Raw genomic sequence first — 16,857 nt, 5'->3', positions numbered from 1 at the left:
GCAGGCCTGAAAAACCTGCGGTATATAAGCACGATTCAGCTGTAAAAGCCACAGAAAAAGATTAACGGCGTTGCCTGGGTCAATAACCAGCAGCCTGCCCATCGCTGCGCGGGTCGGTTGCTCCAAAGAGTACGCCGGTCTCCTGATTACAAAGAATGGCTCCGGCATGGCCCATCAGGTCGCTGAAGTCTGCAATGCGCTCAACCGAATGCCCCTGTTGGGTCAGAGCTTGTGCCAATTGCGGGCTGAATCGGCCTTCAAGCCGGAGGTTGTTTACCGGCAGGCCCCAGCTTCGGCCATAAAGCCAGCGCGGTGCGGCCACAGCATCGTGCGGACTCAGCCCAAAATCTACCATTCGGGTGACTATGGCCGCCTGCGTTTGAGGTTGCCCCTCGCCGCCCATGGTGCCGTAAACGAGCCAAGGCTTGCCGTCCTTGCGCAGCATGGGCGGGTTGAGCGTATGCATGGTGCGCTTGCGCGGTTCAAGCCTGTTAATATGGGCGGGATCAAGCGAAAAAAAGCTGCCCCGGTTTTGCAGCAAGATGCCCGTATCGCCAGCCACAAGGCCAGCGCCAAAGTCGTGAAAAATGCTCTGGATGGCAGAAACGGCGTTGCCCTGAGCGTCAACCACGCCGAACCAGCAGGTGTCGCCCTTGGGTTCCAGCGGGGCGACGGAGCTGAGCGCGCGGGCGGGGTTAATGCGGTTGGCAAGCTTGCGCCCATGCTCCGGAGACAGCAGATAATCTACAGGAATGTCGGCAAAATCCGGGTCAGCCACATAAGCATCGCGATCGGCAAAGGCCAGCTTGGTGGCCTCGACTATGGCATGCAGGTGTGCGGCGCTGCCTTCCCCCATGCTCTGGATGTCCAGATGCTCAAGGATGTTGAGTATGGAGAGCGAAGCCAGCCCCTGGGTGTTTGGCGGCAGGTTGCAGCATTCAAGGCCACGGTAGCGCACGCGCAGGGGCGTGACGGTTTCTGCCTGATGCTCGGCGAAATCCCGCGCTGTGAGCAGGCCGCCGTTGCTTGCAAGCCAGCGGGTCAGGCGCTCGGCCAGTTCGCCTTCATAAAATACGCGCGCGCCTTCGCGGGCAATGAGGTCAAGGGTGACGGCAAGGTCGGGCAGACGCAGCACAGCCCCTGTTTGCGGTGGCGTGCCTGCGGGCAAAAACGTGCGGGCAAAGCCGTCAAACCGTTGCAGTTGCCGATAGCCCGTGGGGTCAGGCTTGCAGTCCTCACGCAGCCAGTGGGCCAGGGAGGGCGTTACGGCAAAACCTTCTGCCGCGAGGCTGATTGCCTCTTGCAGCAGGTCGCCCAAGGCAAGAGGGCTGCCCCATGAGCGGCTGAGCGTGTGGGCGGAATCCCAACCAGAAATTACGCCGGGCACAGTGCAGGCAGCCAGCGGCCCGCGCAGGGGAATGGTCGCAAGGCCCTTTTGCGCAAAAAAATCCCGCGTGACATTTTCGCCAGAGCGCCCACAGGCGTTGATGCCGTGCAGTGCGCCGGTTGCGGCCTCATGCGCCAGCCAGAAGTTGTCGCCCCCGATGCTGCACATCTGCGGATACACAACAGCCAGCACTGCGGCCACGGCCACGGCGGCATCCAGAGCGGTGCCGCCCTTGCGCAGAATATCCACGCCTGCCTGGGTGGCAAGGTAGTGCGGCGATGTAACCATACCCTGTGTGGTCATGGGGTCAAAACGCTGGGATTCCGTTTCCGCATAGGGGCTGGACGCAAAATTCATGATGCTTCCTGTGTGGGGGCTAGGTGTCGCGTGGGTGCCGCCAGCAGGTGCAAATCTGTGAAGACCCAATGGCATGCAGTGGATAATCCGAGGCCATGCAGCAGACTAGCGGCGAGGGCGCGGCACGTCAAACCAGTGCTGCATCCCTGCCAGCATATGATAATCCGGTGCTGGATTCTGTTCAAAATCGGGCGGGGTATGCCGTACAAGCCTCATTGAGGGGGGGCAAAAAAGGGCGTAAGCAGGTCTGACGCCGCGCAGGTGCGGCTACAGATCAGCAGGCAGCCGCGCATTGCGCGGCGCGAAGGACACGATATGGGTACAACAATAATGCTGTTTGCCGTGGGGCTTGCAGGAAGTTTTGTTTTTGACCGTTTTCATCTGCCCGGCGGGGCCATGACCGGGGCCATGATCGCCGTGGTAATTTTTAAAAGCTGCGGCTCCATTACCTCGCCCGACATGGCGCACTGGGTGCGCTTTATTGTCTACGGGTGCGTGGGCGTGCTTGTGGGCAACATGTATAATCCCGGCATGCTTGACGCCGTGCGCGACACCTGGCCCATGATGCTGCTTTCAACGGGTATCATTTTGATGGCGGGGCTTTTGTGCACCTGGATTGCCGTGCGCTGGGGCGGGCTTTCTGTGGGAGGGGCGTATCTCGCGACCAGCCCCGGCGGGTTCAACGCTGTGGTGGCGCTTTCCGGCGGCACAGGGGCAGAAGCCCCCATGGTGATGGTCTATCATCTGGTGCGCATCTATGCCATTGTGCTGCTCTCGCCCATTGTTGCCAAGATGCTGTCTTATTTAGTGAAGTAATCGGTCAATGACCGGCATCTGCCCCTGCGCATGGGGAGGCGCTGACCGCCACAGACATTGAGCCTCCGTCGGATTCGGCGGGGGCTTTTTAGCGGGCAAGCAACAGAATCAGACCGCCCAGCCCCGGCAGCGCCACCATGCAGCCTTTGAGCAGCAATTGCGGAGCCATGCGGGTAAATTTTGCGCCCACATACGCGCCGATGACCTGACCAGCCAGAACCTGCAGGAACAGCACAAGATCCAGATGCCCGGCGGCGAGAAAACCCAGGCTGCCAAATGCCGCGATGGGCAGAATGACCAGCATGGTTGTGCCTACGGTCTGATAGAGCGGCACATTGAAGATAATCAGCAGGGTCATCTGGATAAAGGGCGTTGCCCCCACGCCGCAGGCCCCGGAAATCAGACCGTTGAACACGCCCACCATGCCTGTCAGCAGCCAGAACTTCACGCCGCGGGTGCTGGTGAAACGAAAGCTGAACAGCGGATTGGCCGGGTGAAAGACCCGCAGATAAATGAGGAAGGCGGAGAGCATAAGCACCACGCCTGTCAGCGGCTTGAGCGTGGCGGAGGCAAGCCCGGACGAAATGTGCGCGCCGCAGAAGGCACCGGCGGCGCCAAACGCGCCCAGCAGCAAGCCCAGCCTGCGGTTTACGTTGCCCTCGCGAAAGTGGCTGACGGAGCCGGAGAGGGACGTAAACGCCATGGCCGCGAGCGAGGTGCCAAGGGCGACCTGCATGGGGATGTCAAAGCCCACGCTGAGCATGGTGATCATAACCCCAGCGCCACCAGCGCCCACAAAGCCCAGCAATATCCCCAACAAAAGCATGGCGGCAAAAACAAGCATAGATCCCCTGCTGCTCGGGCCGCCCCACGGGCGGCGTAAAGTTGAGCAATTACATGCAGCGGCAGAAATCGCCGCGCAGTTCTGGCAGGCTAGCTCTACGGGATGCCGCGCGCAAGGGTATTTTCCCAGCCCATCGGGTCAGGCGTGCGCCGCCCTTTGCGCGCGCAGCAGCGTATCCCAGGCCCGAACGTAAAAGATCAGGTAGCGCCAGCACACATAGGCCACAACCAGGGTGGCGACAATCATTTCCAGCACTGCCAGTACCTTGAGTTGCAGGGCATACTCCAGCGTTGCCGGGTACGCGGCCAGCAGTTCGGAAACCTTGTACAGCGCTGTTGCACCCACCGCCATGGGGAAGGTGTAGGCCGCAAAGCCGGGGCTGAAGGGCAAACGCAGCAGTTTGAAAAAGGCAACATAGATGATGCTGGTCATCAGCACCGCTACCCCGAGCAAAAGGCTGCACAAGAGCAGGGAGGGGGTTGGCTCAAGGCTCAGATAGGCTACCAGCGAGAGGCTGGCCGGAGCGGCAAGCACCGCGATGGTGGGCTTGGATGCGTCCTCGATTTCTCTGGAAAATATGAGGCGATACAACATGACAGGCAGCAGGGCCGCGTAATTGACCATGCCAAAAACCATCAGACCATAGGCAAGCTGGTAGTAGGCCGGGCCGGGAACCGTCATGGCCGCCACGCTGATGCCAACAAAGGGTACAAACCAGCTAGGCAGCATGTGGTGCAGGCTGAACTGCCTTGCCCGGAAGGCGACAAAGGCCAGCAAAAGGCAGAGGTGCAGGGCCACGGCAAACAGCCAGAGCCACTGGGCCGCTTGTACGTCCAGAATGCTCAGGCTCTTGGATTGCAGCATCAGGGCCATTGAGGTGGTGGGTAAAATACTGCCAAGCACGGGGTGGCGCAGTTCTTCGAGCAACAGCCTCGGGTTCAGGGCAAATTTGCCCGCCAGCAGCAGAATCAGCGTCATGGATGTCAGCGCGCCAAGCACCTGCGCAAAATTGTGGAGGGGCAGGCTTTTTTCAAGTCCGATGCCCAGGCTGGCAATGCCAAGGGCAAGCCCCGCAAGGGGAGTGGGAACAGCGCGAAAGAAATTGCGAACACTCTGCAACATGGAACTATCCTCGGTTGTGGTCTGCTTGCGTGTTTGCCACGGATCGTGCATTAAGAAAACCGAAATGAATTTAACGTAACGTATAAAAAAATTAAACGCTGATATGACACTCAAGCAATTGCAGGTTTTTTTGGCTGTGGCGCGTTTTCAGAACCTCACACAGGCCGCAGAGGCTCTGTTTCTGACCAAGGGCGCTGTTTCCCAAGCCTTGCAGGAGCTGGAGCGGCATCTCGGCGTGCGTCTGTTTGACCGGGTGCACCCGCATTTGCGGCTGAATCATGAGGGCGCGCGTCTGTGGCCGCTGGCGGACGAAATGCTGCAAAGGGCCGAGGCCATCGAGCGGACGTTTCAGGCTGGCGGGGCCTGCTTTTTGAGCATTGGGGCCAGCAAGACCATTGGCAACTATCTGCTGCCGCAACTGATGCACGATTTTGAACGGGATCACGGGTGGCTGCCCAAGGCGCAGATAGCCAACACCAACCGCCTGCTTGAACTGGTGGAAGGCTATGTTCTGGATGTGGTGCTGCTGGAGGGCGAGCAGCATCGAACCGACATGGTGGCAGAGGAATGGCTGAAGGATGAAATGGCGGTGGTGGCGTGCAAGGGGCATGCTCTGGCGGACGGCAAGGCCCATGCGCCGGAAGAGCTGGCAGGCCAGCGCTGGATTCTGAGGGAGCCGGATTCCGGCACAAGGGCGTTTTTTGCGCACACCCTCGGCTCGCTTATAGCGCCCTATACCGTGGCCCTGAGCCTCAGCTCCACAGAGGCGGTGCTGGGCATGGTGGAGCAGGGGCTGGGCATCACCTTTGCTTCACGGCTCATGGCCGAGCTGCCGGGCTTCAGCAGCCGTTTTTCAATAATCCGGCTGACACAGACGTTTTCACGCACGTTTTCCCTTTGCTGGCACGAGTCAAAATACCACTCTGCGGGCATGGATACGTTTATCCGCTTTTGCCGGGCGTGGTCGCCGCTCAGCAGATAGCGCTGCGCAAAGAACCCCCTATGCGGCCTAACGCTGGCGCGTCAGGTGGTAAACGCGGGGAACCATGTACATGAGGCTCAACTGCCCTCGCGTAGGCTCATAGCGCGTAGCAACCACCACAGAACCCAGATTCCAGAGATGGGCGTCGTCGCCTTCCCCGGCAGAGGCCTTGCCAAAACGGTCAGTGACCATCTTGAGGATCATGCCTTCCACCGTATTGTTCGGCGCGGTGTAATCCAGCTCAAGAAAGCCCAGAGGGCCGTGTTTTCCGGGGCCGTAACAGATCGCCATCTGGCGCGCGCCGGGGGCAACCTTGGCGGCATCGTACAGGTCGCAGATATAGGCGTCATCCTCGCGAATAACGGTTGCTCCGTACTGGCGCAGGGCCTCGCGCATGGAATTTCTGTCGGTATTGTCGAGCCGTTGACCAAACAGAACGGCCTCGGGGCGCGAAGGCTCGGCGCGGGCCATGTCTTCCAGTTCCTTCATGGCGTTGGCATCGCCGTTCATGGCCGCCGCATAAAGCAGCAGCACCGCCCGCGAGGGATTTTTGGTCACTCCCTGCCCGATGCGGTAAAAATGCCCAAGGCGGAACAGAGCCTCGGTTTGCTGCTGCGCAGCAGCGCGGCTGTACCATGCCGCCGCCGCAGTGAAATCCTGCTGCACCCCGCGCCCCAGCTCATAGAGCATGCCCAGATTATACTGAGCCTCGGGCTGGCCCTGACGCGCCGCCAGATCAAACCAGCGCGCTGCTTCCGCGGGGTTGGGTTCTATGCCGCGTCCCTGTTCCAGCATGCGCCCGTAGTTGCTCATGCCCGAGGGGTGCCCGGTCTTGGCTGACTCCGCAAACCAGTGCAGGGCGCGACCAAGGTCAGGTTCCACTCCCTGCCCGAGGTCATAAAGCACGCCAAGGTTGTTCATGGCCTGCCCATCGCCAGCTTCGGCCTGTTTGCTCCAGATGCTCTCCGCTGTGGCGTAATCGCCTTTGGCGTATGCTGCTGCGGCTTCCTCCGCCTGCGTGGGCGGCGAGGTCCTTTGCGGAACAGGCGCAGGCGCCTTGGTGGGGGCGCTTTCCACTGACGGAGCGGCTTTTTCCTGCTCGGCGGCTTCTTCTTTCTTGCCTTTTTTTGATTTTTTGTCCCTGCGGTTTTTTGAGCCCTTTTCCTTCACCGGGGCTTCTGGCTTTTTGGGCGTTTCGAGGGCAGGGCTTGCGGGCTGGGCAGGAGCGGCGGGGGCAGATGCATCCTTTGCCGCAGGAGCCTGCGGTTGCTGGGCCTGAGCAGGGGCGGGCGCTCCCGGTGCGTTCAGGGGGGTGACCTGCTGCGGCGTGGGCACAGATGGCGCTGCGACGTTTGGGGTCTGCACCGTGGGTGTTTGCACGGTAGGCACCTGAACCGTGGGCGTCTGTATTGGCGCTGCTGGCATTGGCTGCGAAAGCGTGGGCGAAGTACCGCCCCCGAAGGGTTGCCCACCCATGCCGTTGGGGCTGGGCGCGTTGGGCGCGCCAGTGCCCTGAACAAAAACGGAGTCTGACGCGGCAAAGGCCGCGCCGCCCGACAGCGCCAGGGACACGCACAGGCTGTACACGAATACGGCCCGGATGGCTGAAATAAGATGGGCGCGGCTGTAAACCGCGCCCCATCGAAGAAACATGCTGGTGTTCCTTACGGTTTACGTTTGGGGCAGTTAAAATTCATAAAGTCCACTTCCGGGCGGCTCGTCAGGCGCTCATCGGGCACCAGGGCATAGCCGCGCCAGTCGCGCAAGGTGGCATTGATTCTATCCATATTCACGTAAGCCAGCAAGGCGGGCCAGCGGTCGGCCATATCACGTAGCATGCGCGCGTAGGTGACTTCGCCGCCGTGGAAGCCGTCAAAGAACTCGCAGTCGCCGGAAGCAAAGGTGCGCGGATCGGTAAATTCCATAACGTCAATGCCGCGGGCGAGCAGCGCGTCGCGCAGTTTGAAGAGGTGCGGATAATCGGCCTCCCGTTCGCGCATGGCGTCGAGCACACGGACAGAAAGGGGCGAAATGAAAACAAAGGTGGCAATGCCCCTGGCCTTGAGCCGACAATAAATTTCAGCAAAGGCGTCCAGATGGGCGCTGCTGATGCCGCCGGGGTCGCGGCTGTCAGCCAGCGGCTTGGCGTGGAAAAAGGCCTTGGTGCCGTAGCGTACCTGCTTGAGGGTATCCTCGAACTGGTAGTCAAAGGGCCGCTTTTGCCCGGTGCTTTCACCTGTATAATACCACGAGCCGTCAGAGCCAAAGCCGTCGTTGTACTGCTGGGCCATGATGCCGTAACGGGCATTGCGGAATCCACCCATGGACTGCGGCAGCATGGGGGCAATAAAGTCCTTGAATGAAATCTTGCCTTCAAGCAGCCATGTCCACGGCTTTTTGAGGCTGTCGAATCCGTAGTTGTATGATCCGCTGGTGGGCGGTTCTTCCTTGAAGGGGTCGGGGTTCCACTGCGGCATGAACCACCAGAAGTCCAGCCCTATGATGATGGCATCCGGCTTGTGGATGCGCAGCATGGCGTCGATGGTGGAGCGCAGCACGGGCAGGTTGCCCGCCGTGCCGCCCACATTGAGGAAGGGCTTGCGGAAGTAAGCGCCGCGGAACTGCATGACCCGCGAGGAACCCACGGCGGCAATCTCTGGCTTCACCTTGGCATAGAGCTGCAGTTTGTAGTCCACAAAATCCTGGGAAACGCCGGATCCGAACACGGCAAAATTCCCCTTGGACTGTTCGGTGACGGCCCGTTCCACGGCCACGTCGCCGCTGCTGTGCAGCCACCACGCGGTATAGGGAACGGCCAGCAGGCATCCCGCCAGGACAAGGCCCAGCAGCACGAGAAAATAACGCTTCAAAAAGGCGGTTTCTGTGTTGTTCATGGCGTTCACGCGTGGTTAAAATTGGAAGTACAGGAAGGTCGCCTTGCGCGAAACCAGAATCAGAGTCAGGAAGGCCATAACGGCCAGCCCCGTTGCCCAGGCGGCCGTGGGCCGCCAGCTCAGGCGCGGGCGGCTGCCATCACGTCTGCCGTGCAAAATCTCGTGGCTGTTGGGCAGCGCCCAGACCACCAGAAAGCTCACCAGCAGCAGCGCAAAGGGAACCCATCCCTGAATGTAGTTGTTGGGCAGCCAGCGGGCCACCAGGGCGGCAAAACCCGTAAGCCCGTCGGTTGTTGCGCTCAGGCCCGCCGCTTCACGCGTAAACGGCCCTGTGAACATGGCTTTGAACATGCGGCCCGCGCCTTCGATTGTCAGCGCGCGGAACACAACCCAGCACAGATTGATGCAGAAAAATGTGAAAAGGATGGAGCAGATGCGCAGCGGCGCAAGGGCCAGCACGCGCTCCATTGTTTTGCCCTTGATGCAGGCTCGGAAAAAGTGGTTGATGCCCAGCATGGAACCGTGCAGCGCGCCCCAGACAATAAAGGTCCAGCCAGCGCCGTGCCACGCGCCGCCGATCAGCATGGTCAGAAACAGGTTGCGATACTGCATGAGCCGCCCTTTGCGGTTGCCACCAAGGGGGATGTACAGAAAATCGCGCAGCCACGAACTGAGCGTGATGTGCCAGCGCCGCCAAAAGTCCACAATGCCTGTGGATTTGTAGGGCGAATCAAAGTTTTCCGGCAGCCTGAGGCCCAGCATGAGGGCAAGGCCAATGGCCATGTCCGTGTAGCCCGAAAAGTCGAAATACAGCTGGAAGGTATAGCACAGCGAACCCAGCCAGGCCTCGGCCCCGCTGAGCGGAAAGGCCTTTTCCGCCGCATTGAAGACAGAGTCGGCGTACATGGCAATACTGTCAGCCAGCAGGACCTTTTTGACCATGCCGATGGTGAAAAGCGTGAAACCCTGAGCCAGATTCTCCGCAGTGGCTGGCGCAAGGGTGTCAAACTGCGGGCCTATCTGCTCATAGCGCACGATTGGCCCGGAAATCACATAGGGAAAACATGCGGAGAACAGCGCATGCCGCGTAAAGCCCTGAGGCGTCACCTGTCCGCGGTATACGCTGACAAGCCAGGCAATCTGGATGAAGGTATAAAAAGAAATACCCAAGGGCAGACCGGGCGGGGTGAAATGCCACTGCGCATGCAGCAGCGCCCCAAAATTCTGGGCCAGAAAGGCGGAATACTTGAACCACAGCAGGGGCAGCAGGTTGAGCACCAGGGCAAGAATCAGCAGGCCCTTGCGGCTCAGGTGAAACCGGCAGCCAGCCTGCTTGCGCGAACCGCACAGGCAGGCCTTTTCGCCATCGCCTTCCGCATTTTCAGCGGGAGCGGCATCCTGTTTCTGCTCTGGCTCCGGCGCTGCCAGGGCCAGGGCAAAGGCATAGTTCATGCCCAGAATCACAGCCAGCAGAATCAGGAAGGGCAAACCCCACAAGCCGTAAAATACTACGGAAAAAGCCAGCAGCACCAGGGCAAGACCCGTGGGGCCATAGCCTTGGACAAGCCGCCAGCATACCAGCAGCAGGGGTAGAAAGGCGAAAAGGAATGTGTACGAGTTGAAAAGCATGTGCGACTCCCGTTGGACGGCGTGGACATGCCCGCCGCGCTGGCGTCAGCCTGGATTCTTCCGAGTTTGCGGTGTGGGATGCTCCGCACTCTGCGGCTGAGCGCAAAAATGTGGGCATCCTGCTTTGATCCCCAGTGCCGCCTTGCGTTCCGCACAGCAGGGTAAGGCGGTTGCTCAAGCCCGGCATGCATTTCTGCCGTGCCGGGCTGTGCATTTTTTGTAGGCCAAATGGCAAAGAAAAAGCGCGCACGACAAGAAACGCGTCACACGCGCCCCCACCGGCATGCCAAGGCTGCCGAGGCTCCGAGCTTGCCTAGGGGTTCAGCTCTGCGCGAAGCTTGCGCGAGAGGCGAAACACCATAACCTTGCGCGGCGGCAGGGTGATGGTTTCATCTGTCTTGGGGTTGCGGCCCTTGCGGGAGGCCTTGTCATAACACTCAAACTTACCGAAGCCGCTGATAAGCAGGGCCCGGTCTTTTTTGATGGCGACCTTCATGATCTCCAGCAGTTTTTCTACCACGTTTTTGACATCTACACGGTTTTTGTCCGTTTCTTCGTAGATGGCCTCCACGATGTCCGCTTTGGTCAGTGTTTTTTTCATAGTGCTCTCCGGCGCAGTGCGCTGGTATGGCTGAGTGGAACCCAGTGTTCCTAATGCCCCGCAGCAATGTTTGTCAGCTTCACACAAACGGAACTTTTGTGTAAAATACACGCAACTTACAGACAGAGCAAGATTTTTTTAAAAAAATCGCCTGCATGTTATTTTCCGTTCAATGCGCTCCACATACCGTTTCACAGTCAGCGAGCCCCTATGCCCCTCAAAAAAAAGTTTTTGTCCATGGCCCTTATGGGCATTTCTTCGCCCCTTTATAGGCAGTCTCATTCTGAGGAAGTCTATAGTGAACCTGCGTACGCCGTGGTACATGACCAGGGGGGGATATGGGTATGACTCTGAACAGTGCGCAACGCCCATCGCAGGTTGGTGACAAAGAACGTGCGGTGCCGCTGGATTTTGCATGGCTGAGGCGCAACACAACGCAAAGGCAGGCCGTTGTGCCGGTTTTTTTGCCATTCAGGGGCTGCCCTGTGCGCTGTGTTTTTTGCGCGCAGGATGTGCAGACCGGCATCGGCGACTGCCAAAATCCGGAAAGCACGAAAAGTTCGCGCGCCGCAAGTGTGGAGGGCCTGCTGCTCGCCGCACGGGAGAATCTGCGCCTGCGCCGCGAGAGCGGGCAACCTGCGGCAGAGCTGGCGTTTTATGGTGGCACCTTCACGGCATTGCCGGAAGAGGATCTGTCCGCCTGCCTCGATCTGGCCTGCGAAGCGCAGGAAAAAGGCTGGATACGTTCCTTCCGCTGTTCAACCCGCCCGGACAGGGTGGACGCCCCAATACTGGAGAGGTTGCGCGCCGCAGGCTGCGGTGTGGTGGAGCTGGGCGTGCAGAGCTTTGCCGACAGCGCCCTTGCCGCCTCCCGCCGGGGCTATTCCGGCGGCACTGCCTGGGCGGCCTGCGCCCTTGTGCGGGCTGCTGGCCTCAAGCTGGTGGTGCAGCTTTTGCCCGGCATGCCGGGGCATAGCCCTCAGTTTTTTATGGACGATGTGCCAACAGCTCTTGCTGCGGGTGCGCAGATGCTGCGGTTTTATCCCTGCCTTGTACTTGAAGGCACCGGTCTTGCCGCCATGTGGCGCGAAGGGAGCTACAAACCCTGGCTGCTGGAGGATACACTTGAAAGCCTTGCCCTCGGCTGGCTCGTAGCCGCGCGGGTCAACGTATCCGTGATTCGCATGGGTCTTGCCCCGGAGCCGGGGCTGGAGAAGGCTGTGCTTGCCGGGCCGGTGGACAGAGAGCTTGGCGGCAGGGTCAAGGGGCGTGCCTTGCTGCTGGCGGTAAGGGAACTGCTCGGCGAGAATGCGGCAACACCAGCCACGCATTTTGATTTGCTGCTGCCCCGGTCAGCCCAGGGTTTCTTTTGGGGCGCCAAGGGGGAACTGCGCGCAAGATGGGCGGCGCTGGGGCTGCGCACAGTATCTTTTGACGATAACATTTCGCCGCAGCTTGTTTTCATATAGGTCTGGTTTGAAGCGAAATGTCTTGCAGGGAGACGCCTTTTGTAAAAAAGTTTTCCCCACGCTCAGTTACTAAAATTCAAGCGCGGCCAGAGTGACGCCGCGCAGGGCAAAACGCACAGAACCCGCTTTACGGCGGGTTCTGTGCGTTTGTTTTCAGCCATGAAAAAGGAGGCGGCCGCCGGGGGGGAACCGGCGGCCGAGAAGGGAGGGAGGGTGTTGATGGTTATAAGGTTCTGTTCAAAGGAGGAGGTTCTTGGAGGCTCCGTAATGCCCCCCTTGGGGGTAGGGGGCAGGACGGAAATTTGTTCTCTATGATCCTGTATATGTCAACCGCCTTGGGCGGACGAGTTGGGAGCGGCAATTTCGATTAATTTGTGGTTACTGGGCCGCGCCGTGCTGATGTTTCGCCGCAGCGGGGGCGTCCTTCTTGGGCATGGGGGCAGCGGCAGGCTTGCCCACTTCCTTTTCAAGGCGCTGGGTCATGGTTTCATGCATCTGGCCGAGCTGCTTTCTGAGTTGCAGCAATTCGGTGGCAGTGGCGCGCACAGCCGCAATATCGGGGTTGGAGGCATTTTGCAGGGCGCGCAGCTCCTGTCTCTTGATGAACATCTGGTCCTTTACGGGTTCCATCTGTTTTACGAATTCGGCCACAATGGCATCGTACTTCTGCCGCTGTTCGGGGGTATACGCCCCACGTCCCATCATGCCGTGTCCTTGCATTCCAGGGCAGGGCATTTCACCCATGCAGCCGCCCATTTCCCGCATGCCTTCGGGCATATCGCCTGCGGGGCCAGGCTGGCTGTAGGCAGTTATGGCGCCACCCATCAGGGCTGCTGCAAGTATGGCTGCGATGGCGATATTTTTGGATTTCATGGAAGGCTACCTCGTAGTCTTTTTTCTCGTATATTGTTTCGTTGTTCCTTCAACGTTTGCTTGCAATATAGCAATGCGTGTGCCAAATAATTTTTATTTAATATATTTAGTATGTTAATGTGATATTGGCCGGGGTCGTTGCACCGCCGAGCAGAGAAGCGTATGTTTTTTATACATTCGGGCATTGTCTCTGTATAAAATTTGTACATCTGCATAATTTTCTTACAGGGGCTGCCTGGCAAAATTGAATAAAAAACGCGCCCGCCTTGGGGCGGACGCGTGTTGCTGCGAGCAGATTGTCGCGGTTATTTGCTGGCGGAAGTGGACAGACCGGGATATTCCATGCTGCACCCGCGGGTTTGCGGGCTGCCAAGCGGAACGCCTACCTCAGTATCCATGCGCTGGTCTGCTCGTTGCAGAAGAGCGCGCAGTTCATCTCGCAATTGCTGTAATTCATGCCCCAGGCGGGGTAGGGTTTCCGGCGAGGTGGTCTGGTTGTAGCTCAGGTGGGCAAGCTCGTTTTTTTTCAGCATGATGCTTTTACGCAGTTCGTTCACCTTGGGGGAGTATTCGTCAATGACGGCCTGGGCTTTGGCCCGTTGCGCGGGCGAAAGCTGTTGCAGCCATGTTCGCATATCTGCGGCGTGGTTGGCTGCCGGGCTTCCCGGCGAAGGTGTATATTCCGCATAGTCGGTCTGATCCGCCGCCGTTGGCTGGGGGAGGCACAGACTGGCCAGAACACAAAGGGAAAGAAGGGGTTTCATCATAAAAGACCTTCTGAAGAATAAACTCGTCCCGCTCTCATACCAATCACTGAGCGGGGTGGCAAGATTCCCGGCTTTGTGGGCTCAAGGAATGATTATTTTATTGCAAAAAGCGTGCAAATTTTTTTACTCGTGGTGCGCCTCTGGCTGTGCCGCGCACAATACAGAGTGTGCCGTATGAATATGGAAAACAGCACGGCTGAAAAAATCGGGCAGGAAGCTGCACACCAGGGCACCGCTGCCGCAAGCCCCACAAGTCCCACAGACAAAGCGCGGACAGCACAGACCTCCGCTGTTGGCGCGCATACGCCGCTCGGCCTGCTGTTGGGTGGGGCCGCCGTGGTGCTGGCCCTCATGGTGACGCTGCTGACCCTCATTTCCATTGACCGCAGCGAGGCCGCCATGGCCCGCCTGCTGGCGGAAAAGGGCTCATCGCTGATCATCGCCTTTGAGAGCATCCTGCGTTCGGGCATGCGCAGCGAGGCTGGCGTGCGCCTTCAGGTGCTGCTGGAAGAAATGGGCGAAAGCCCCGGCATTGTTTTTGTGGCCGTGACCATGCCTGACGGTACCATTGTGGCGCACAGCAATCCTGCGCGGCTTGGAGAGATTTTGCATGTGGGCGGGCGCGAAGCTGACGATGTCACCATGCGTGACCTTGCCCCCGACATGCTGCCCCACTGGGGCATCATGCGCATGGAGGGGCGGCGCGTGTTTGCCGTGTACAGGCAATTTTCGCCGGGCATACGCGATTTGCCGAGGGGTTTTCCCCTGCCGGTGATTTTTCTCGGTCTTGATCTTTCGCCCTTTGAAATAACGCGCAGTCAGAACCGGGACTACGTGGCCATGCTGGCCGCCGTGACCCTGCTGGTGGGGCTGGCCTGTCTGGTGGCCCTGTACTATGCCGAGCGGGCGCGGGAGTCGCGTCAGCGGCAGCGTATGGCAGAGGGCAAGGTGCGCAGGCTTGAAGAAGAAGTGCGCCGCAAGGAAAAGCTGGCCGCCGTGGGCAATCTGGCCGCAGGCGTTGCGCACGAAATCCGCAATCCTCTCAGCTCCATCAAGGGCTATGCCACCTACTTCGGCCAGCGCTTTCCCGAAGGAAGCGAAGACCGCGAGGCAGCCAATGTCATGGTGCACGAGGTTGACCGGCTCAATCGCGTAATTATGGATCTTATAGGACTTTCACGTCCCAGCGATGTGAGCCCGCACCCGACTGATCTCAAGCTTGTGGTGGATCACGTGACGCGCCTCATCCATCAGGATGCGGACAAACGCGATGTCAAGATTGTCTGCCGTTCTCCCCGGCGGATGCCGCTGGCCCTGGCCGACCCAGAACGCATGGGGCAGGCCCTGTTGAACCTCTGCCTCAATGCTCTGGACGCCATGCCCGAAGGCGGGCAGCTCACGCTTGCCATTGTGGAGCGCAAGGGGCGCGTGTGCCTTATGGTGCGCGATAACGGCACCGGCATTGAGGCCAGCCAGCTGCCGCATATTTTTGACCCCTACTATACCACCAAGGGGCAGGGCACGGGGCTGGGGCTTGCCATGGTGCACAAGATTGTGGAAGCACACGACGGCGAAATCAGCGTTACCTCGCGCCCCGCGCAAACTGCGCGCCGTGGGGAAACCACGTTCCGCATCTGGCTGCCCCGCGCGGCAGAAGGCGCAGTAGCGCAGGACAACCGCAAAAAATAACCTGCGCAGCTGCGGAGCGGCCCGGGATTCCAGATTTTGCCAAGCATAAAGAGAGGATACGGTGAGCAACTGCATACTGGTTGTAGACGATGACGATGCCCACCGCGGCATGCTGCGCACCATGTTGCGTTCTTGGGGCTATGCTGTGGAAGAAGCCACGGACGGCGACGAGGCCGTTCCCCTGGTGCGCGAAAAATCCTTTGACGCCGTGCTGACTGACGTGCGCATGGCGCGCATGGACGGCATCCACGCGCTCAAGAATATTCTTGAATATAATCCCGCTCTGCCCGTGGTGCTCATGACGGCCTACTCCTCAGTGGAAACAGCCGTGGAGGCCCTGCGCCTCGGCGCATACGACTATCTGGTCAAGCCGCTGGACTTTGAGGCTCTCAGGCATACGCTTGAAAAAGCCATCGAGCATTCGCGCCTCAGCGTGGAAAACCGCGAGCTGCGCCGTCAGCTCAGCGATGCCGCCTCACGCCCCGGCATCCTTGGCCGCAGCGCCTCCATCCGCGCCATGCAGGAAATTATCGCCACTGTTGCCCCAACCGAGGCCACAGTGCTTATTTCCGGCGAATCCGGCACCGGTAAGGAACTGGTGGCCCGCGCCCTGCACTGCGCCAGCGCCAGAGCGGATAAACCGCTGGTAACGGTGAACTGCGCGGCTCTGGCCGAAAACCTGCTGGAATCCGAGCTGTTCGGGCACGAAAAGGGCTCGTTCACCGGCGCGGATCGCCGCCGCGAGGGGCGCTTTGCCCAAGCCAACGGCGGCACGCTTTTTCTGGACGAAATCGGCGAGATGCCCCTTACCCTTCAGTCAAAGCTGTTGCGCGCCTTGCAGCAGGGCGAGGTGCAACGCGTGGGGGCCGATGCCGCCATAACTGTGGATGTGCGCATACTGGCGGCTACCAACCGCGACCTGCGCGAAGAAGTGGCCCAAAAGCGTTTTCGCGAGGATCTCTACTTTCGCCTCAACGTCATCTGTATTGAAGTGCCGCCCCTGCGCGACCGCGCCGAGGATATCCCCGTGCTCGCCGCGCATTTTCTGGAACGTTTCGCCAGCCGCAACCGCAAAAGCGTACGCGGATTTTCGCCGCAGGCGCTGGCCTGTATGCTGCGCTATGGCTGGCCCGGCAATGTGCGCGAACTGGAAAACGCCGTGGAGCGCGCCGTGATACTCTGCAACGGCGACCTTATCACCGAACGCGAACTGCCCTCTGTGGTCACTGGCCCTGCCCTGCCCGACGAGCGCCAGCCCGAGGTGGACGCCTCCCTGGCAGGCCTGCCCCTTGATGCCGTGGAACGCCGCGCCATTGAGGAAACCCTGCGCCAGACAGGCGACAACAAGAGCGAGGCGGCCCGGCAGTTGGGAATTACGAGGGCTACCCTGCATAACAAGCTCCGCAAGTACGGCCTTGAGTGATCGG

14 protein-coding genes are annotated in these 16,857 nt (G+C 59.8%); 5 read left to right on the top strand and 9 right to left on the bottom strand.

Features of this window, described 5'->3' with window-relative positions:
• Positions 1-79: 79 nt before the first annotated feature.
• Positions 80-1,744: a gamma-glutamyltransferase gene (gene ggt, locus QZ383_RS04390; protein WP_291443369.1), complete on the bottom strand. Its 1,665-nt coding sequence runs from the start codon at positions 1,742-1,744 to the stop codon at positions 80-82.
• Positions 1,745-2,059: 315 nt separating this feature from the next.
• On the opposite strand from ggt, the gene QZ383_RS04385 reads away from it, so the two are divergent.
• A complete protein-coding gene (locus QZ383_RS04385; protein WP_192112144.1) occupies positions 2,060-2,560 on the top strand; it encodes an AbrB family transcriptional regulator in 501 nt (166 codons plus the stop codon).
• Positions 2,561-2,648: 88 nt separating this feature from the next.
• On the opposite strand, the gene QZ383_RS04380 is transcribed toward QZ383_RS04385, so the two are convergent.
• On the bottom strand, positions 2,649-3,404 hold the full coding sequence (locus QZ383_RS04380; protein WP_291443365.1) for a sulfite exporter TauE/SafE family protein: 756 nt from the start codon (positions 3,402-3,404) through the stop codon (positions 2,649-2,651).
• A gap of 138 nt (positions 3,405-3,542) precedes the next feature.
• A complete protein-coding gene (locus tag QZ383_RS04375) occupies positions 3,543-4,526 on the bottom strand; it encodes a TDT family transporter (RefSeq protein ID WP_291443364.1) in 984 nt (327 codons plus the stop codon).
• Between the two features lie 103 nt (positions 4,527-4,629).
• On the opposite strand from QZ383_RS04375, the gene QZ383_RS04370 reads away from it, so the two are divergent.
• Positions 4,630-5,508 (top strand): LysR substrate-binding domain-containing protein, encoded by an 879-nt coding sequence (locus QZ383_RS04370; RefSeq protein ID WP_291443362.1) that lies wholly within the window; start codon positions 4,630-4,632, stop codon positions 5,506-5,508.
• Between the two features lie 27 nt (positions 5,509-5,535).
• Here QZ383_RS04370 and QZ383_RS04365 read toward each other — a convergent pair whose 3' ends face one another.
• From QZ383_RS04365 to QZ383_RS04350, 4 genes are all read right to left on the bottom strand, one after another.
• Positions 5,536-7,161, bottom strand: coding sequence for a sel1 repeat family protein (locus QZ383_RS04365; protein ID WP_291443360.1), 1,626 nt, complete (start codon positions 7,159-7,161; stop codon positions 5,536-5,538).
• An 11-nt stretch (positions 7,162-7,172) separates the two neighbouring features.
• Positions 7,173-8,402: a hypothetical protein gene (locus tag QZ383_RS04360; RefSeq protein ID WP_291443359.1), complete on the bottom strand. Its 1,230-nt coding sequence runs from the start codon at positions 8,400-8,402 to the stop codon at positions 7,173-7,175.
• Between the two features lie 15 nt (positions 8,403-8,417).
• A complete protein-coding gene (locus tag QZ383_RS04355) occupies positions 8,418-10,031 on the bottom strand; it encodes an MBOAT family O-acyltransferase (RefSeq protein WP_291443357.1) in 1,614 nt (537 codons plus the stop codon).
• A gap of 313 nt (positions 10,032-10,344) precedes the next feature.
• Complete coding sequence (locus QZ383_RS04350; protein WP_022657574.1) at positions 10,345-10,632, bottom strand: integration host factor subunit alpha; 288 nt, start codon at positions 10,630-10,632, stop codon at positions 10,345-10,347.
• A 344-nt stretch (positions 10,633-10,976) separates the two neighbouring features.
• Here QZ383_RS04350 and QZ383_RS04345 point away from each other — a divergent pair, with 344 nt between their 5' ends.
• Positions 10,977-12,101 (top strand): radical SAM protein, encoded by a 1,125-nt coding sequence (locus QZ383_RS04345; protein ID WP_291443354.1) that lies wholly within the window; start codon positions 10,977-10,979, stop codon positions 12,099-12,101.
• Positions 12,102-12,479: 378 nt separating this feature from the next.
• Here QZ383_RS04345 and QZ383_RS04340 read toward each other — a convergent pair whose 3' ends face one another.
• Together QZ383_RS04340 and QZ383_RS04335 are read right to left on the bottom strand one after the other, a co-directional pair.
• A complete protein-coding gene (locus tag QZ383_RS04340) occupies positions 12,480-12,974 on the bottom strand; it encodes a periplasmic heavy metal sensor (protein WP_291443352.1) in 495 nt (164 codons plus the stop codon).
• A gap of 305 nt (positions 12,975-13,279) precedes the next feature.
• A complete protein-coding gene (locus QZ383_RS04335; protein ID WP_291443350.1) occupies positions 13,280-13,741 on the bottom strand; it encodes a periplasmic heavy metal sensor in 462 nt (153 codons plus the stop codon).
• Between the two features lie 174 nt (positions 13,742-13,915).
• Here QZ383_RS04335 and zraS point away from each other — a divergent pair, with 174 nt between their 5' ends.
• Complete coding sequence (zraS, locus tag QZ383_RS04330; RefSeq protein WP_291443348.1) at positions 13,916-15,430, top strand: two-component system sensor histidine kinase ZraS; 1,515 nt, start codon at positions 13,916-13,918, stop codon at positions 15,428-15,430.
• Between the two features lie 61 nt (positions 15,431-15,491).
• Positions 15,492-16,853, top strand: coding sequence for a sigma-54 dependent transcriptional regulator (locus tag QZ383_RS04325; protein ID WP_240823557.1), 1,362 nt, complete (start codon positions 15,492-15,494; stop codon positions 16,851-16,853).
• Positions 16,854-16,857 lie beyond the last annotated feature (4 nt).

Source organism: Desulfovibrio sp. (assembly GCF_019422935.1).
Classification (GTDB): domain Bacteria; phylum Desulfobacterota; class Desulfovibrionia; order Desulfovibrionales; family Desulfovibrionaceae; genus Desulfovibrio.
The sequence above is the reverse complement of the archived record's forward strand: the minus strand, read 5'-3'. Positions and strand labels throughout refer to the sequence as shown.